This is a genomic window from Prosthecobacter fluviatilis, assembly GCF_055388355.1.
Genome location: NZ_AP043782.1, coordinates 3,973,563 through 3,987,265, shown reverse-complemented (window position 1 = coordinate 3,987,265; position 13,703 = coordinate 3,973,563). Strand labels below are relative to the sequence as shown.

The window sequence follows — 13,703 nt, the reverse complement described above, 5'->3', positions numbered from 1 at the left end:
GGGTGTCAAAGGGTCAGAGGGGGTGGGCGTTCGCGAAGTCGAACTCGAAATCGGCGGTGGCCTTGCCGTCACGGACGGTGACGGTGTGGGTGATGCTTTGCGAAAATTGCGGATGCCAGGCTTCAATGACATAGTCACCATCAGCGAGCTTGCGCGGGATGGAAAAGCGTCCGTCGGTGCCTGAGACAGCACTGTGGGCACCTTCATGCACAAAGATCCAGGCGTTCATCCAGCGATGTACGTCACACTCGAGGCGGTAGATGCCGGGAGAACTGAAGGTCTTCACGTTTTCGTCCCCACGGGAAGGCTGGCCAAAGTTGTCGATGTTGGAGCCTTTGCCAAGCCCTTCGTATCGCGCGATGCGGATGTTGTGAAAAGTCAGGTCGCTGTTGTGAAAGCGGACTTCCTGACCGGCCTGGATCGATACCGTGTGTGGCACGAACTCGCACTTTGTCTGGTCGATCAGAGGCGCGGCAGGCAGGTTGCTGGCGCGCTGGCTGCCACGGACGGTGATCACCGCATCTGCCAGAGAACCGTCAGCGGCCACTTTCCAGGTGGAATCAACGATGTCTCCATGGCCGGTGCAGAAGGGATTGCCACCGACGTCGATGACCTTGCGAAGTTTCGCGGCATCAGCGCCCTTCAGAATCACTTTGCCAGTGATGCTCGGGACTTCGGCGATCTCCACCGCAGGAGCCAGCTTCACTTCAGCAGCGGCTTCAGGCGCCTTGCCGCAGCTTACGTTCGCGATCAGCATGACGGCTCCGAAGGCAGCCCAAGGTGCCTTGCGGGAGACGGTTTGCTTCACACGGGTCATTGCAGTTTGAAATTACTTGGCGGCAGGTGCGGCAGCAGTAGCGCCAGGGCCGGCTGGGATCTCACCAGGGATGTTCTTCTCAGCAAAGGGCTCCAGCTCGGCTGCAGTCCACTGCGAGGCACGCTTTTCTTCGTCACGCACCTTTTGCACCATTTCCTTGGTGATCATGGTGGCTTCGTTGCCCCAGGAATTACGGATGTAGGTCAGCACGTTGGCGAGGTCTTGGGAGGACATGGCGGCACCAAAGGCCTGCATGCCGCCGGGGGTGTTGAAGCCCTGGCCTTTGACCGTCACAGGACCCGTAAGGCCATGCTGCACGATGCGGACAAGGCGCTCGGTGCCGCCCAGGACGTATTCAGATCCGGCCAAGGGAGGGAACTGGCCGGGAAGGCCGCCGCCGTTGCCCTGATGGCAACCACCGCAGACGGAATAGCCGCTGGCGCCTTTTTTCATGGCCAGTGCGAAGGGGTCCAGCGCATCGCCAGCTCCGGCTCCGCCTGGACGGGGATCTCCGCCATTGGCAGCAGCGAAGGGATTGCTGACGTTGAAGCTCCAACCGCCAGTCATCGGACCGAGCTGACCGCCAGCGATGATGGCGACGATCATGAGAAGGAACATGGCCCACAGGGGTGCGGGCTGGCTTTGGGGAGCGAGATCTTCCTTCTCGCGCTTCACAGCACTGTGAAGGCGGTCGAGATCGGTGCTGTCAGGATGGGCGGGTGCGCTCATGGGGGCGTGCGGGGTCGCAAGAGGGGCTACTTTTTGGCGGGAGCGGCAGCGACGGCTGCAGACTGTCCGGGGACGGGGTAATCCTTTTTCAGGGAGAGAAGGTATTCGGCAAGGCGTTCGGCCTCAGGAGTCGGAACGATTTCATAACCGGCAGGCGGCGCGAACTTCTTCGGCAGTTTCACAGCATGCTCTGAAACAGGGCCCTGGATTTTCTGCAATTTGAAGAGGCCGGTGTAGGCAGGCATCGTGCTCCAGTCATGCACGGAACGCGGGGAGTAGAGATGCTGATAGATGGCGGCCTTGTCCTTGGCGCGCCAGCCGAAATTGGCGAGGTCCGGACCGACACGCTGGATACCGAGCAGGGCGTATTTCTCACCGAGGTAGTCACGCAGAACGCTAGGGCGTGCGGGTGCTGCAGGGCGTGCTTCCTGATCCTGTCCCCAGCCTTTGTACCAGCCATCGAGGCCGAGCTGAACCGGACGAATCATCTGGGTGTGGCACTGATTGCAGCCTTCACGGATGTAAACGAGCTGGCCCTGGCCATTGACGGGTGCGGGAGGGAAATAGCCTTCGACGCCGTCCTTGTCCTTGTCATAAGCGACGGGGGTGAGCTGCTCATACTGCATCGCCGGAAGGACGATGAGACACAGCCAAGGCAGGCCAAAAGAGGCGGCGAGACCGAGAATGAATGTGCGGAAGTTGGTCATGCGTGGGCTTCGTTAGGAAGGGCGTGATCGTCGTGGTCGTGTTCAAGCAGGGTCGGTGCCGAACTGCGGCGGCCAAGACCTGCAACCATGAGCAGAAGGTGAAGAAGGAACATGCAGTTTGAGAAACTGATGAGCGCCCAGGCCACTGCGCGGGAAACAACATAGGGGCGGGAATTGATCACATGATTCATGAAGGTCTGGTCCCAGTGCTCAGGATTGTTCAGATCCGCACCCTGCTGCCAGCCGGCCACGAGGCTCATGATGACGATGGTGCCGATGCCATAGACCGAGAACCAGAAGTGGTTGCGGATGAGACGGACGCTAAGCCACTCACAGCCGGAAAGACGCGGCACGATGTAGTAGATGGCACCAAAGACGCACATGCTGAAGAAGCCGTAGACGCTGACGGTCTGGAATGCGTACCAGGACTGCGTGAACTGCAGATTCGCTCCGGTCCAGAAGGCGGAATTCAGGGCAAGAACGAGGCCTGAGACAGGATAGAAGAGAGCTCCGAAGAAGATGAAGCGAAGCGTGGGGCTGGTGGCCACGGCACTGTGCTTGCCGATGGTGGTGAGGTGGTGGTTGAGACCGACAAGGCCCACAGGAATGAGGAGAAGGACCCCGGCGCAGGCACCGACGGAAGACATCCAGGCAGGCAGCGGGCCGCCCATGTATTTCTGCATGCCCGTCCAGCCGCCCAGAACTGCGAGGCTCCAGAAACCGGCGGATGCCAGCTGAGCCGAAGCAATCGGCTGTCCGGTGATCTTGGGAATGAAATAATAGGCTGCGCCGACACCGACGGGGACGAAGAACAGCAGGATCACTGCGTGGATGTACCAGGCATCAATGCCAGCACCGATGGCACCCAGGCCAGGCAGGCAATGAAGGGCGACGTTGGCGGTGATGAAGATCCATGGGAACCAGAAGCAGGCGCCAAGGATGTACCACGTGCTGACCATGAAGCCTTCAGGACGGAAGGCGCGGCCAAACATGCGGGCGATGGGCCAGGCATAGCAGAGGAAGCATGCCAGCAGCACAGGCCAGACAAACTTGGGCATTTCGAGCCACTCGATGGATGTGCTCTTTCCCATCAGCACGGCCACAATGCCGAAAGTGATGGTGATGTTCCAGAAGACGCCAGCGGTGATGAGGAGGCTTTTGCCGCCTTTGAGTTCCTGACCGGAACGGCGGGCCATGACCCAGAGCATCACGCCAAGGGCTGCCTGAACGCCCCAGCCATAGACGAGCGCATTGATGTGCGCAGGCTGCAGACGGCCGTAGGTGATGTAGGGGCAGTTTCCGAGGAACTCAGGCTCCACCAGCTTGATCGCGGCCAGAACGCCGAGAACGGTGGAGAGCATGAGCCAGAAGGCTCCGTTGGTGAAGAGGAAGAGCACAGGGCCTTTCACCGACTTGTCGATCGCCGCGCGGCGAAGGTTGTCGGCCTGAAGGTCTGTGTCAGGAGTGGCGGGAGTGGTCTGCATGACTTACTTGGGCGAAGCGGGTGCGGCAGGGGCGGAAGCAGGCGCTGCCGGAGCGGCAGGAGCCGGGGCGGAAGCCGCAGCGGCCTGTTTGAGCTGGGTGGGGGATCCTGGGACAACCTGGGTGCTCACTCCGGGTTTCTTAGCGCCGAGCGCAGCGAGGGTTTTCTCAAAAACCACCTTCTTTTTGGCGGCGTCATCCAAGCCGAGACTTGTCATATTCTTGGCCTGCGCGGCGAGAATCTCAGCAGTGTTGTTGCGGCGTTCCTGCTCACGCGGATCGAAGCCCTGCTTCGAGTCAGTGAGGGCCTGGATGAGGATGAAGAGCACGGCGAAGCCTGCAAAGGCCCCGAGCACCCACACAAAGGTGGCGCCGGCTTTTTTGGGTTGATCTGGCTGCGACATGGAAAAACGGGGGATCAGTTGATGACGTTCACGGACTCAATGAGGCGCGGGTCACGCCATGGATACAGGCTGTATTTGGCCAGGCCACGGAGGTAAAGGAAGCCCATGATGCCAAAGACGGCGCAGAAGGCGGCGATATCCTGAATCCAGGCATAAGGAACCACGACACCGACTCCAAGGGAAGGACCACGCTCAGGGATGACATTCCAGTAGATGTCCACGAGGTGCATGAAGAGGATCCAGAGACAGCCGAGGCTGATGACCACCGGGTTCTTTTTGCGCTTCTGCGAGAGCAGGAAAAGGAAGGGAACGATGAAATGACCCAGGAGGATGAAGATGGAGACAGCCTGCCATCCTTCCGTGTTACGGATGAGGTAGAAGCGGGTTTCTTCCGTGATGTTGGCGTACCAGATCAGGAAATACTGGCTGAAGGCGATGTAGGCCCAGAACACCGTGAAGGCGAAGAGCAGCTTGCCCATGAGATGGTAGTGCTCATCTGTGACCACCTTCTGCAGGTAGCCCAGACCGCGCAGCCAGGTGACGACCAAGATCGAGACCGCCATGGAGGCCCAGGCGCAGCCCGCGAAGATGTAAACACCCCACATGGTGGAGAACCAGCTGTAGTCCAGGCCCACGAGCCAGTCATAGGCGGCAAAGGTGACGGTCAGCGCGAAGGGCAGCAGCACAATGCAGGAGAACTGGCGGGACCAGATCGTGTGCTTGATGTCTCCATCCTGCTCCTGTTTGAGGGACTTGCCACGAAGGGTGCTGGCGATGAACCAGAGCACGAGGAAATAGGCGAAGAAGCGGGTGTACCAGGAGAATCCGGTGGGATTCAGGTTCATGTAACCAAACTTTGTGACCAGCACGTGCAGGTGGGGATTGGGCTCAAGGTGAACCTTCTTGCCATCACGCTCCACTTCGCCGCCATGCTCCACCATGTGATGCAGCGCCTTCTTGACGGAAATGTTTTCCGCTTTGGCGATCTGTGCAGCGTCACGATGATGGTTCATCCACTCATAGAGCGGAGTCTGCACAGCCGGGAGGAGCAGCGGAGAGGAAAGAATGGCCAGCGGGATGACCATGTTTGCCAGATTTTCCCAGAGGCGGCGCACTGCCACACCCCAGCTGGAGTTCGAAGCGCTGTGGAGCAGGATCCAGAAGCAGCCGCCAACCACGAAGGTGAAGCAGAAGAAGACCGCAAACAGCCAGGAGTAGGCAAAGGTGTCTGTGTTCTTGAAGAAGAACCAGAGGGACGCAAGGAAACCGAGCCCGCCGAACAGGCCGAGCGTGCCGATGAGCTTGCCGCCCTTGGCTGGTTCGAATTTTTCTCCGCCCTGGGGCAGATCGTTGAAGTTGACGTGGTGACTCATGCCGGGATTCGCGTGATCGTGCCGTTACTGGAGGGGAAGGGTGACGCCAGACTCTTTAGCGGCGAGTTGCAGAGAGCGGATGTAGGCCACAATGGCCCAGCGGTCGCGCAGGGTGATGTTGCCGCCATAGCCGCCCATGAGGCCTTTGCCGTTGGTGATGACGTCGAAGATGGCGCCATCCGCACGATAGGCTGCTGCGTTGGCGGGGTCCAGATTGCCAGGCTGCTGGAAGTTGAAGGCGGTGAGGATGCCGTATTTGGAGGTCACGCCTTTGCCATTGCCGGAGGTGCCGTGGCAGATGGCGCAGTTGATGTTGTAGCGCTGCTCACCACGCTTGATGAACTCAGCATTGAAAACGCTTTTGTCGCCTGTGATCTCGGCTGGCAGTCCGTCGCCGTAGAAATCACCGACCTTGCCAGTGTCGTAATATCCCAGGCCGCTGGTGAAGGCGACACGGGCAGGCTTGACACCTTTCGCCGCCGGTTTGGCGGGAATCTCAAAGCCCATGGGCAGCGTGCCTTTGACTGGCAGGCGTGCACCACGGCCATCGGCGAAGAACTCGCTGGCGGCCTGATACTTGACCTTGGCCTGGTGGTCCATGTCAGGAAGGATTTCAATGGGAGGCAGCTCCGACTTGGAACCACGGAAGCCAAACGCGCTCACAATGATCGCGCCGACAAACAGATAGCTGAGAAAGAAGTACTTCATGGTGCGGGTAAGCGAGGCTTAGATTTCGTCCTCCACGAGTTCGATGTTCTTGCCGCCGGCTTTTTCGAGAAGGCTTTTGGTGCCTTCCTGGGAGAATTTGGGGTCGCGGGCTTCGATGCAGACGAAGAAGCCGTCGTCCGAGAACTTGCTGAAGTTCTTCGACACAAACAGCGGATGGTTCCAGCGGGGGAGACCAATGAGAGCCAGCAGGCCAAACAGGGTGGTGAAGGCGCTGAAAAGGATCGTCAGCTCAAACATCACGGGGAAGAAGGCCGGCAGCGTCCAGATGTCCGTGGGCTTGCCCTGAACCACAGTTGGGTAGGTTTCGACGATCTTCTGGAGAAAGCCGAGGCCGATGTGGCTCCAGAAATTGGTCTGGGTGATGGTTTCCAGCGTGAAAGCAATCGTGGTGCCGGTGATGCCACCGCAGAAGACGAAAACAGGCAGCTTGGAGCGCGGGTTGCCCATCGCGTCATCCATCCCGTGGATCGGGAAGGGGGAGTGTACGTCCCAGCGCTGGTAACCTGCATCGCGCACATGCTCGGCAGCATGGTAGAGGTCCTTCACGCTGTCGAATTCAGCGAGGTAGCCGTGGACTCGTTTGAGGGTGGTGCTCACAGTCGGGGTGCGGTTGAAAGGTTAGGCAGCAGCGGGTTTGGCGACGTGACGGTCAGGATAGTCCATGAGGTCCTCCTCCTGGATGCCTTTCTCAGCATGGTCGTCCTTGTGCGGGTCAGACTGCGGAAGGACGCCTTTGACTTCACCGATGGCGATGACCGGCAGGAAACGCAGGAACAGCAGGAACAGCATCATGAAGAAGCCGAAGGTGCCGAGGAAGGTGTACTTATCGACCCAGGTGGCCTCATAGACGCGCCAGGAGCCCGGAGTCATGTGACGCTCAAGCGTGGTGGCGATGATGACGTAGCGCTCGAACCACATGCCGGCGTTCACGAACATGCAAACGATCATGACCACCCACACATTGTGACGGCACCAGCGGCTCCAGAAGAGCTGAGGAGCAAACACGTTGCAGCCAAACATCCAGTAGTAGGCCCAAGTGGAAGGACCGGTGAGGCCGCGAAGGGTGAAGGCATCAGCTTCATACGGGTTGGCACTGTAGTAGGCCACGAAGAGCTCCATGCAGTAGGCGTAGCCGACGATCGTGCCCGTGAGCAGGATGATCTTGGCCATGTTGTCCACATGCTTGGGGGTGATGAGATCGTCCAGGCCGTAGATGCGGCGCACCGGAAGCATGAGGGTGAGCACCATGGCGAAACCGCCGAAGATAGCACCTGCCACGAAGTAGGGCGGGAAGATGGTGGTGTGCCAGCCGGGAACGACAGAGGTGGCGAAGTCGAAGGACACGACTGAGTGCACGGAAAGCACCAGCGGTGTGGAGAGAGCGGCCAGCAACATGTAGGCCGTCTCATAGTGGCTCCAATGGCGGTTGCCACCGCGCCAGCCGAGGGCGAACAGACCGTAGAGGAATTTTTTCAGCCCCGGGCGGCAGCGGTCGCGCAGCGTGGCAAGGTCAGGCACAAGGCCCAGGAACCAGAACACCGCAGAGACGGAGAAGTAGGTGGACACCGCGAACACGTCCCAGAGCAGGGGGGACTTGAAGTTCTGCCAGATGGCGTTGGCGTTCGGGATGGGAGCGAGGAACCACACCATCCACACACGACCGACGTGGAAGGCGGGGAAGAGACCGGCGCACATCACGGCGAAGATGGTCATGGCTTCCGCAGCGCGGTTCACAGAAGTACGCCACTTCTGACGGGTGAGGAACAAGATGGCGGAAATCAGGGTGCCGGCGTGGCCGATACCGATCCAGAACACGAAGTTGGTGATGTCCCAGGCCCAGGCGACGGGCTGCTTCTGACCCCAGACACCGACGCCGGTGGAAATGAGGTAGGTGAAGCAGAAAACCATCAGTCCGGTGAGCAACACGGAAGGAACAAACAGGATCCACCAGAGGGCGGGCTGCTTGTTTTCCACGATGCCGCAGATGCGGTTCGTGATCCAAGAATAGGAACGGTTGTTCAACACCAGCGGCTCGCGGTCGAGGATACGCGGGGTGTTTGATGCTGTAGCGGAGGCGTCCATGTGTCCGGGTTAGTATTGATTGTTGCTCCACACGGCGATGTTTTCGGCGCCGGGCATGTTCTTGTTCGGATTACGCAGACGTGCGAGGTAGCTCGTGCGCGGGCGGGTGCCGATGTACTTGAGCAACTGGTAGTCGCGTGGCGACGCCTTCGACTTGACGACGGCGGATTTCGGATCGGCCAGGTCGCCGAAGATGATCGCATCTGCAGGGCAGGACTGCTGGCAGGCGGTCTTGACGGTGTCGGTCGGCACGCGGAAGTTTTTGGAGTCGCGCTGTTCCTGCTTCTGCAGGATCTTGGCGGATTCGAGGCGCTGCACACAGTAGGTGCACTTCTCGATGACACCGCGCATACGGACGGTGACGTTCGGATTGCGCTGAAGGCGGATGCTTTCGTCCTCGCGCTTCTCACCCAGCGGACCGGCATAAAGGTTGCCGACTTTGAGGCCGAGCACGGAGGTTTCGATCAGCGGATTGCGCTTGTTGTAGTCGAACCAGTTGAAGCGGCGGGCGGTGTAAGGGCAGTTGTTTGCGCAGTAGCGGGTGCCGATGCAGCGGTTGTAGGCCATGGCGTTGAGGCCATCTGGCGTGTGGACGGTGGCGTTCACAGGGCAGACGGTTTCGCACGGGGCGGACTCGCACTGCTGGCAGGCCAGCGGCTGGTGCACCATTTCGGCGTTTTCCAGCTGCTCGGGCGTGGCATTGTCTTCGGCCCAGGTAGTCTCCTGGTCAACGCCAACGCTGCCGTCTTCGTTCTTGCGGGAACCCCACTTTGGCACCGCGAAATAGCGGTCCATGCGGATCCACTGCATCACACGTCCTTTGCGGACCTGATCTTTACCAACGACGGGGATGTTGTTTTCGCTCTGGCAGGCAACGATGCAAGCCGTGCAGCCAATGCACTTGCTGAGGTCGATCGTCATGCCCCACTGGTGCTGCTTCTCGTAATCGAAGCCGTCCGGGTTTTTCTCGGACTTCACACCGACCTGGCCCTTGTAGAAGGAAATGTTTTCCGGGATGTGGCTGTCCATGCCGGTCTTCTGCGCGAAGGCCGTGTCCTTGTTGAAGGTGTCGAGCGTGCCTTCACGATACAGCGCGCGTCCTTCCATCGTATTGTGCTCCTGGGTGATGGCCAGTTCAGCGATGGTGGGGAGGACTTCGATCTTGGCACCGCTCAGGACGAACGTGCCGGGCTGCTTGCGCAGGGCGTAGGCATTTGCACCACGGCCGCTGCCGACCACACCAACGCCCGTCTGTCCGTAGCCGAGAGGCAGGGTGATGGAGTTGGAAACATGTCCCGGTGCTTCGATGGCAGGGATCTCAATGGCGGTGTCGCCGACGGTGATCTTGACGTGCTGGCCCTCCTTGAGGCCCAGGCGGCGGAAGGTGACAGAACCAATCCAGGCCGCATTTTCCCAGGTCAGCTTTGTCACTGGATCAGGCGCTTCCTGAAGCCAGGCGTTGTTGGCATACCGGCCGTCATAGACGCTGGAGTCTGCCACGAGCACCACTTCAGGCGCATCATCCGTGGGAGCTGCCAAAGGCGTGGCTTTGGCGACGATGCCCGCAACGGCAGCGACGTTCGGAGCCGCAGTGGCTTTGGCATAGGCGGATCCTTGGAGGAAACCGTCACGCAGGGTGAAATTCCATTTCTTTTCGTCGAGGCTGCCAGCAACGCTTGCGAAGGTGTCGCGCACAGCGGTGTAGGCGGCGTCTTCGGCCGGAGCAGCAGGGGCTGCACCGGCGGCGGCAGGCGCTGCAGCTTCGGCAGGGCCAAGCTTTTTGCGACCGAGAAGCGCCAGAAGGACTTCCACGCCGCTGGCACCATCATACAACGGTGCGATCATTGGCTGGACGATGGAGTAGGTGCCATCAGCTGCACGCACGTCTCCCCAGGTTTCGAGGTAGTGAGCCGCCGGAATGTGCAGGGCAGCCTGACGTGCCGTGACATTTTTCTGCGTGCCGACGTGGATCAGTTTCACGCCCTTGTCTGCAACCAGCTTGGCCAGTGCTGCAGCATCCGGAGCATCGTAGTAGAGGCTGGACGGAGTGAGGGAAAGGAGCGTCTTGACCTGACCACCGCTGATGGCGGCCTGCAGGTCGGCGAAGGTGCCGAGTTCAGGGGAGGCAGGGGCCTGGAGCAGCTCGATGGTCGAGCCATAGGCGCCAAGGGCATTGTTGATCGAGGCGACGAGCGCATGCACTTCAGCGCCGTAGCGGGAACCGGCAAGCACCACAGCCTTGCCTTTGTTGTCGATCAAATCATTCACCGCAGGGACGATCCAGTCCTTGAGGCTGGCGGGCGCAGTATCGGCCAGCGCCTTGGCGGAGGTGTCTCCGAGCTGGGAAGCGATGAGGGCGGCAGCCACGGGGATGAGGCTGGCAGGGAGCGCCTTGCGGTGGTCGGCCATGCCGCCGGTCAGGGTGTAGCGGTTTTCCAGAACGTAGAGGCGGTTCATGTCCCGCTCTGGCGTCTTGGTGTCCGTAGCGCGCTTCTTGGTGAAGGCAGAGATTGGCTCGCCGGCCACAGGATCGACACCGATGAAGTCGCAATCCAAAGAGAGAATGCGCATCGCGGAGCCGAGCTTCAGGAAGGGCTTCACGCCCGCGCCCAGCACTTCCTTGCTGGCAGCAGCCTGGCCTTCGCCACCCACGGCTTCGTACTGGAACAGTTTGACCTGAGGGAAGGCGGCCTTCACTTCGCCCAGCAGACGCTGGTCGGTCGGGGAGGAGGAGGAGCCCACCACGATGCCAAGGCTGGCACCTGAGGATTTTTTCGCTTCAGCAACGGCTGCGGAGAGCAGCTCGTTTGCCTTGGCCCAGGGGAGCTCCTTGCCAGAGCCCATGGGCTTCTGGGAGCGCTCCGGATCATAGAGGTCCAGCACGGAAGCCTGAGCAAAGCTGCTGATGCCGCCGCCAAGGGGGTGCAAAGGATTGCCAGCGAGATGGGTCGGACGACCTTCATGCGTGGTGACCACGAGAGGCACCGCAACGCCGTTCAGCGGCATGCTGGTGGCGTAAAGCAGCGACTTGCCCGGCACCATCCACTCAACGTGCTGGGTGTAGGGCAGGATGTTGACGAGGGGACGGCGGCAGCTGGCCAGACCCATCATGCCCACGCTGGCACCCATGATCTTCAAAAATTCGCGGCGGCTGTTCTCGCGCTCTTCTTCATTGAGCGTGTCCCCCTCGGGGAATTCACGGCCCAGGTTTTTCAAGAAATCTTCGCGACGATCCAGTTCGGCGACACTGCGCCAGTAGCGCTTGGCGTTCTGCGGCTCCTCAGGATGCTTCCAAATGCGTTTCATGTGTCAGAAAAAGGGGCGCGGGGGTTAGCGATGGCAGGTGGTGCAGGATTCCGGCGGCTGAATCTGCCAGTGCTTCTTGATCTGGGTGCCCACTTCAGTCTGGGTCACAGTCTTACCGTAAGTTTTTTCCGCGAGAGCGACGATCTGCTCGAGGCTGTCCGCCTTGGCGCCTTCGCCAGCGATGGTGGATGCGATTTCGGCAGCCGGAACCTTCTTGTCGAGAAGGGTCTGGTAGAATTCGCCACGCTTCAGGTCGCTCGCCTGGTAGTCCAGTTTGGTGACGAACTCCAGCGGACGGAGGTTCTTCTCAGGGTTGCGGTGGCAGTCAAGGCACCAGCCCATGGACTGCGGCTGATCATGACGGACGACTTCCATTTCATTGATCTTGCCGTGGCAGGACACACAGGAGATACCGCGGTTGAGATGGGCGCTGTGGTTGAAGTAGACGTAGTCAGGCGCCTTGTGAACCTTGACCCAGGGGATGGAGCTGCCGGTTTCGTTGGCCTTGATGACCATCTCCAGCTTCGGAGAGCTGCTGCGGATGTTGCCTTTGCCCGGACCATGGCAGTTGAAGCAGGTCTGATTCGTAGGCACGTTCGAGTGGCTGGAGGTCTCAGCGAAGCTGTGGCAGTAGCGGCAGTCTAGCGCAAGCTGTCCAGCATGGATTTTGTGTGAGAACGGCACCGGCTGCGTCGGTTCATAGCCTACGCGAGTGTATTTCGGTGTGAAGTAGTAGGCGACGCCGACACTCACGCCGAAGGCAATGAACACGACGGCAATGGCGAGCTTGAGCGGCAGCCAGTTGGTCCAACGCGGAAAAAAGTTACCCATAGAATGTGTCGGCAGATGAGCTTGTGAAAAATTTCACAAGGAGATTCAGAATAGGGAGACGTGAGCATGTTTGCAACCGTCATCTTGTTTTTTTTGAACTTTTATGCGCAAAGCTTGTTTATTGCGATTCTGTCGCAAAAAAATGCCGTTTCGAGCGCGCTTTCTCCTTTCCGGCCCTCAACCCCACTCCACCCAGAGCAAATTGTGCTCAAAATCCAGGGTGACGCGATAGTCCTCCAAAAGATAGGTGCCCAGACGTGACGGGCCGGGCATGACATCCACCTGGGCGAAAGGGTAGTAGGAGCCAAACAAACCGAGCGCATTGAACTCCAGCACCCGGACATTCGCATCCTTAGGTGTCTGCGCGCCACCGACGCCCGTGATCAGGTAGTTTCCACCCACATTCCAGCCGCCGTTTCGGTAGCCGAGCACTTCAGCGACGCGGCGGTCCAGCTGCACACCAAAGACGGAGCCCGAGTCAACAACGGCCTCCCAGGAAAGCTTGCCATATTTCAGGAGCGTTGTGGGCACGCCGTGCTTCATGCTGAGGCCCGCTTTGTGCATGTGCTTGCGCACGGGCCCTGGAAAGCTGCGGGTGAACCCGAACTCCACCTCATCTTCCAAAAAGTCGAGCGTGAGGTACTTGCAGTGCCTGGAGACCAGATTCACGCCGAGCAGGGAAATGCCCAGATGCTCCTTCAAGATGCCGCTGCCCACGGCGGTGCGCTGCATGCGGATGATGCAAGGCAGGTTCTCCAGACGCCATGTGCCGATCTGCAATGACGGGATCAGCGCCGCCATGCCCGGCTCTTTTCCCAGCACACCTGACATGGTGGGGCGTACCTGCGGCACGGTGCGCAGACCGTATTCCACCGCCTGCTCGGCATCGAAAACGCTGTTGGCCGCCCCGGTGTCGAGCATGAACTTTTTGGGTTTGTGGCCATTGAGGCTCACTTTGAGGTAGGGAACACCGCGCTCATAATGCATCGGAACCTTGAGCACCCCTTCCGGAGGCGGGACGCTGTGGGTGCGGATGCTCATGCCACCCTTTGCAGTCATCTTGATCTCGGAGGCTGAAATCGCCTGGGCATGCAGCTGATTTTGCAACTCCGCCGGCACGGCCTCATTTTTCACGGCAAACGAGTCGGCACAACCTGTGAGAACTGTCATTGCAGCGACCGTCAGTGCCATCCTCGGGATGGAGGTGAAAAGCAATGAATTCATATTAGGCAAGTCTTTCAGC

General features: G+C 59.8%; 12 protein-coding genes. All 12 read right to left on the bottom strand.

Going from position 1 to position 13,703, the window contains the following annotated elements; all coding sequences use genetic code 11:
* Positions 1-13 precede the first annotated feature (13 nt).
* A complete protein-coding gene (locus ACZ5WW_RS15560; RefSeq protein WP_377171836.1) occupies positions 14-817 on the bottom strand; it encodes a carboxypeptidase regulatory-like domain-containing protein in 804 nt (267 codons plus the stop codon).
* A gap of 12 nt (positions 818-829) precedes the next feature.
* Complete coding sequence (locus ACZ5WW_RS15555) at positions 830-1,546, bottom strand: c-type cytochrome (RefSeq protein WP_377171834.1); 717 nt, start codon at positions 1,544-1,546, stop codon at positions 830-832.
* Between the two features lie 26 nt (positions 1,547-1,572).
* Complete coding sequence (locus ACZ5WW_RS15550; protein WP_377171832.1) at positions 1,573-2,253, bottom strand: cbb3-type cytochrome c oxidase subunit II; 681 nt, start codon at positions 2,251-2,253, stop codon at positions 1,573-1,575.
* Positions 2,250-3,737, bottom strand: a complete 1,488-nt coding sequence (locus ACZ5WW_RS15545; RefSeq protein ID WP_377171830.1) for a cbb3-type cytochrome c oxidase subunit I — start codon at positions 3,735-3,737, stop codon at positions 2,250-2,252. Before ACZ5WW_RS15545 ends, ACZ5WW_RS15550 begins: the two co-directional genes overlap by 4 nt.
* Positions 3,738-3,740: 3 nt before the next feature.
* A complete protein-coding gene (locus ACZ5WW_RS15540) occupies positions 3,741-4,139 on the bottom strand; it encodes a hypothetical protein (protein ID WP_377171828.1) in 399 nt (132 codons plus the stop codon).
* A 14-nt stretch (positions 4,140-4,153) separates the two neighbouring features.
* On the bottom strand, positions 4,154-5,512 hold the full coding sequence (locus tag ACZ5WW_RS15535; RefSeq protein WP_377171826.1) for a hypothetical protein: 1,359 nt from the start codon (positions 5,510-5,512) through the stop codon (positions 4,154-4,156).
* Positions 5,513-5,536: 24 nt separating this feature from the next.
* Positions 5,537-6,220, bottom strand: coding sequence for a c-type cytochrome (locus ACZ5WW_RS15530; RefSeq protein ID WP_377171824.1), 684 nt, complete (start codon positions 6,218-6,220; stop codon positions 5,537-5,539).
* 18 nt (positions 6,221-6,238) lie between these two features.
* The gene (locus ACZ5WW_RS15525) at positions 6,239-6,838 is read right to left on the bottom strand and encodes a DUF3341 domain-containing protein (RefSeq protein WP_377171822.1); all 600 of its coding nucleotides are present in this window, start codon (positions 6,836-6,838) and stop codon (positions 6,239-6,241) included.
* A gap of 21 nt (positions 6,839-6,859) precedes the next feature.
* Entirely contained in the window at positions 6,860-8,323 is a 1,464-nt protein-coding gene (gene nrfD, locus ACZ5WW_RS15520) for an NrfD/PsrC family molybdoenzyme membrane anchor subunit (protein ID WP_377171820.1), read from the bottom strand.
* Between the two features lie 9 nt (positions 8,324-8,332).
* A complete protein-coding gene (locus ACZ5WW_RS15515) occupies positions 8,333-11,629 on the bottom strand; it encodes a TAT-variant-translocated molybdopterin oxidoreductase (RefSeq protein ID WP_377171818.1) in 3,297 nt (1,098 codons plus the stop codon).
* 24 nt (positions 11,630-11,653) lie between these two features.
* Positions 11,654-12,460: a cytochrome c3 family protein gene (locus ACZ5WW_RS15510; protein WP_377171816.1), complete on the bottom strand. Its 807-nt coding sequence runs from the start codon at positions 12,458-12,460 to the stop codon at positions 11,654-11,656.
* Positions 12,461-12,637: 177 nt separating this feature from the next.
* A complete protein-coding gene (locus ACZ5WW_RS15505; protein WP_377171814.1) occupies positions 12,638-13,684 on the bottom strand; it encodes a retropepsin-like aspartic protease in 1,047 nt (348 codons plus the stop codon).
* Positions 13,685-13,703 lie beyond the last annotated feature (19 nt).

What these genes read in the sequence shown, in the direction of transcription:
- ACZ5WW_RS15540 (WP_377171828.1), bottom strand. Translation starts at nt 4,139, where the DNA reads ATGTCGCAGCCAGATCAACCCAAAAAAGCCGGCGCCACCTTTGTGTGG.
- ACZ5WW_RS15515 (WP_377171818.1), bottom strand. Translation starts at nt 11,629, where the DNA reads ATGAAACGCATTTGGAAGCATCCTGAGGAGCCGCAGAACGCCAAGCGC.
- ACZ5WW_RS15510 (WP_377171816.1), bottom strand. Translation starts at nt 12,460, where the DNA reads ATGGGTAACTTTTTTCCGCGTTGGACCAACTGGCTGCCGCTCAAGCTC.
- ACZ5WW_RS15545 (WP_377171830.1), bottom strand. Translation starts at nt 3,737, where the DNA reads ATGCAGACCACTCCCGCCACTCCTGACACAGACCTTCAGGCCGACAAC.
- nrfD (WP_377171820.1), bottom strand. Translation starts at nt 8,323, where the DNA reads ATGGACGCCTCCGCTACAGCATCAAACACCCCGCGTATCCTCGACCGC.
- ACZ5WW_RS15550 (WP_377171832.1), bottom strand. Translation starts at nt 2,253, where the DNA reads ATGACCAACTTCCGCACATTCATTCTCGGTCTCGCCGCCTCTTTTGGC.
- ACZ5WW_RS15530 (WP_377171824.1), bottom strand. Translation starts at nt 6,220, where the DNA reads ATGAAGTACTTCTTTCTCAGCTATCTGTTTGTCGGCGCGATCATTGTG.
- ACZ5WW_RS15535 (WP_377171826.1), bottom strand. Translation starts at nt 5,512, where the DNA reads ATGAGTCACCACGTCAACTTCAACGATCTGCCCCAGGGCGGAGAAAAA.
- ACZ5WW_RS15560 (WP_377171836.1), bottom strand. Translation starts at nt 817, where the DNA reads ATGACCCGTGTGAAGCAAACCGTCTCCCGCAAGGCACCTTGGGCTGCC.
- ACZ5WW_RS15555 (WP_377171834.1), bottom strand. Translation starts at nt 1,546, where the DNA reads ATGAGCGCACCCGCCCATCCTGACAGCACCGATCTCGACCGCCTTCAC.
- ACZ5WW_RS15505 (WP_377171814.1), bottom strand. Translation starts at nt 13,684, where the DNA reads ATGAATTCATTGCTTTTCACCTCCATCCCGAGGATGGCACTGACGGTC.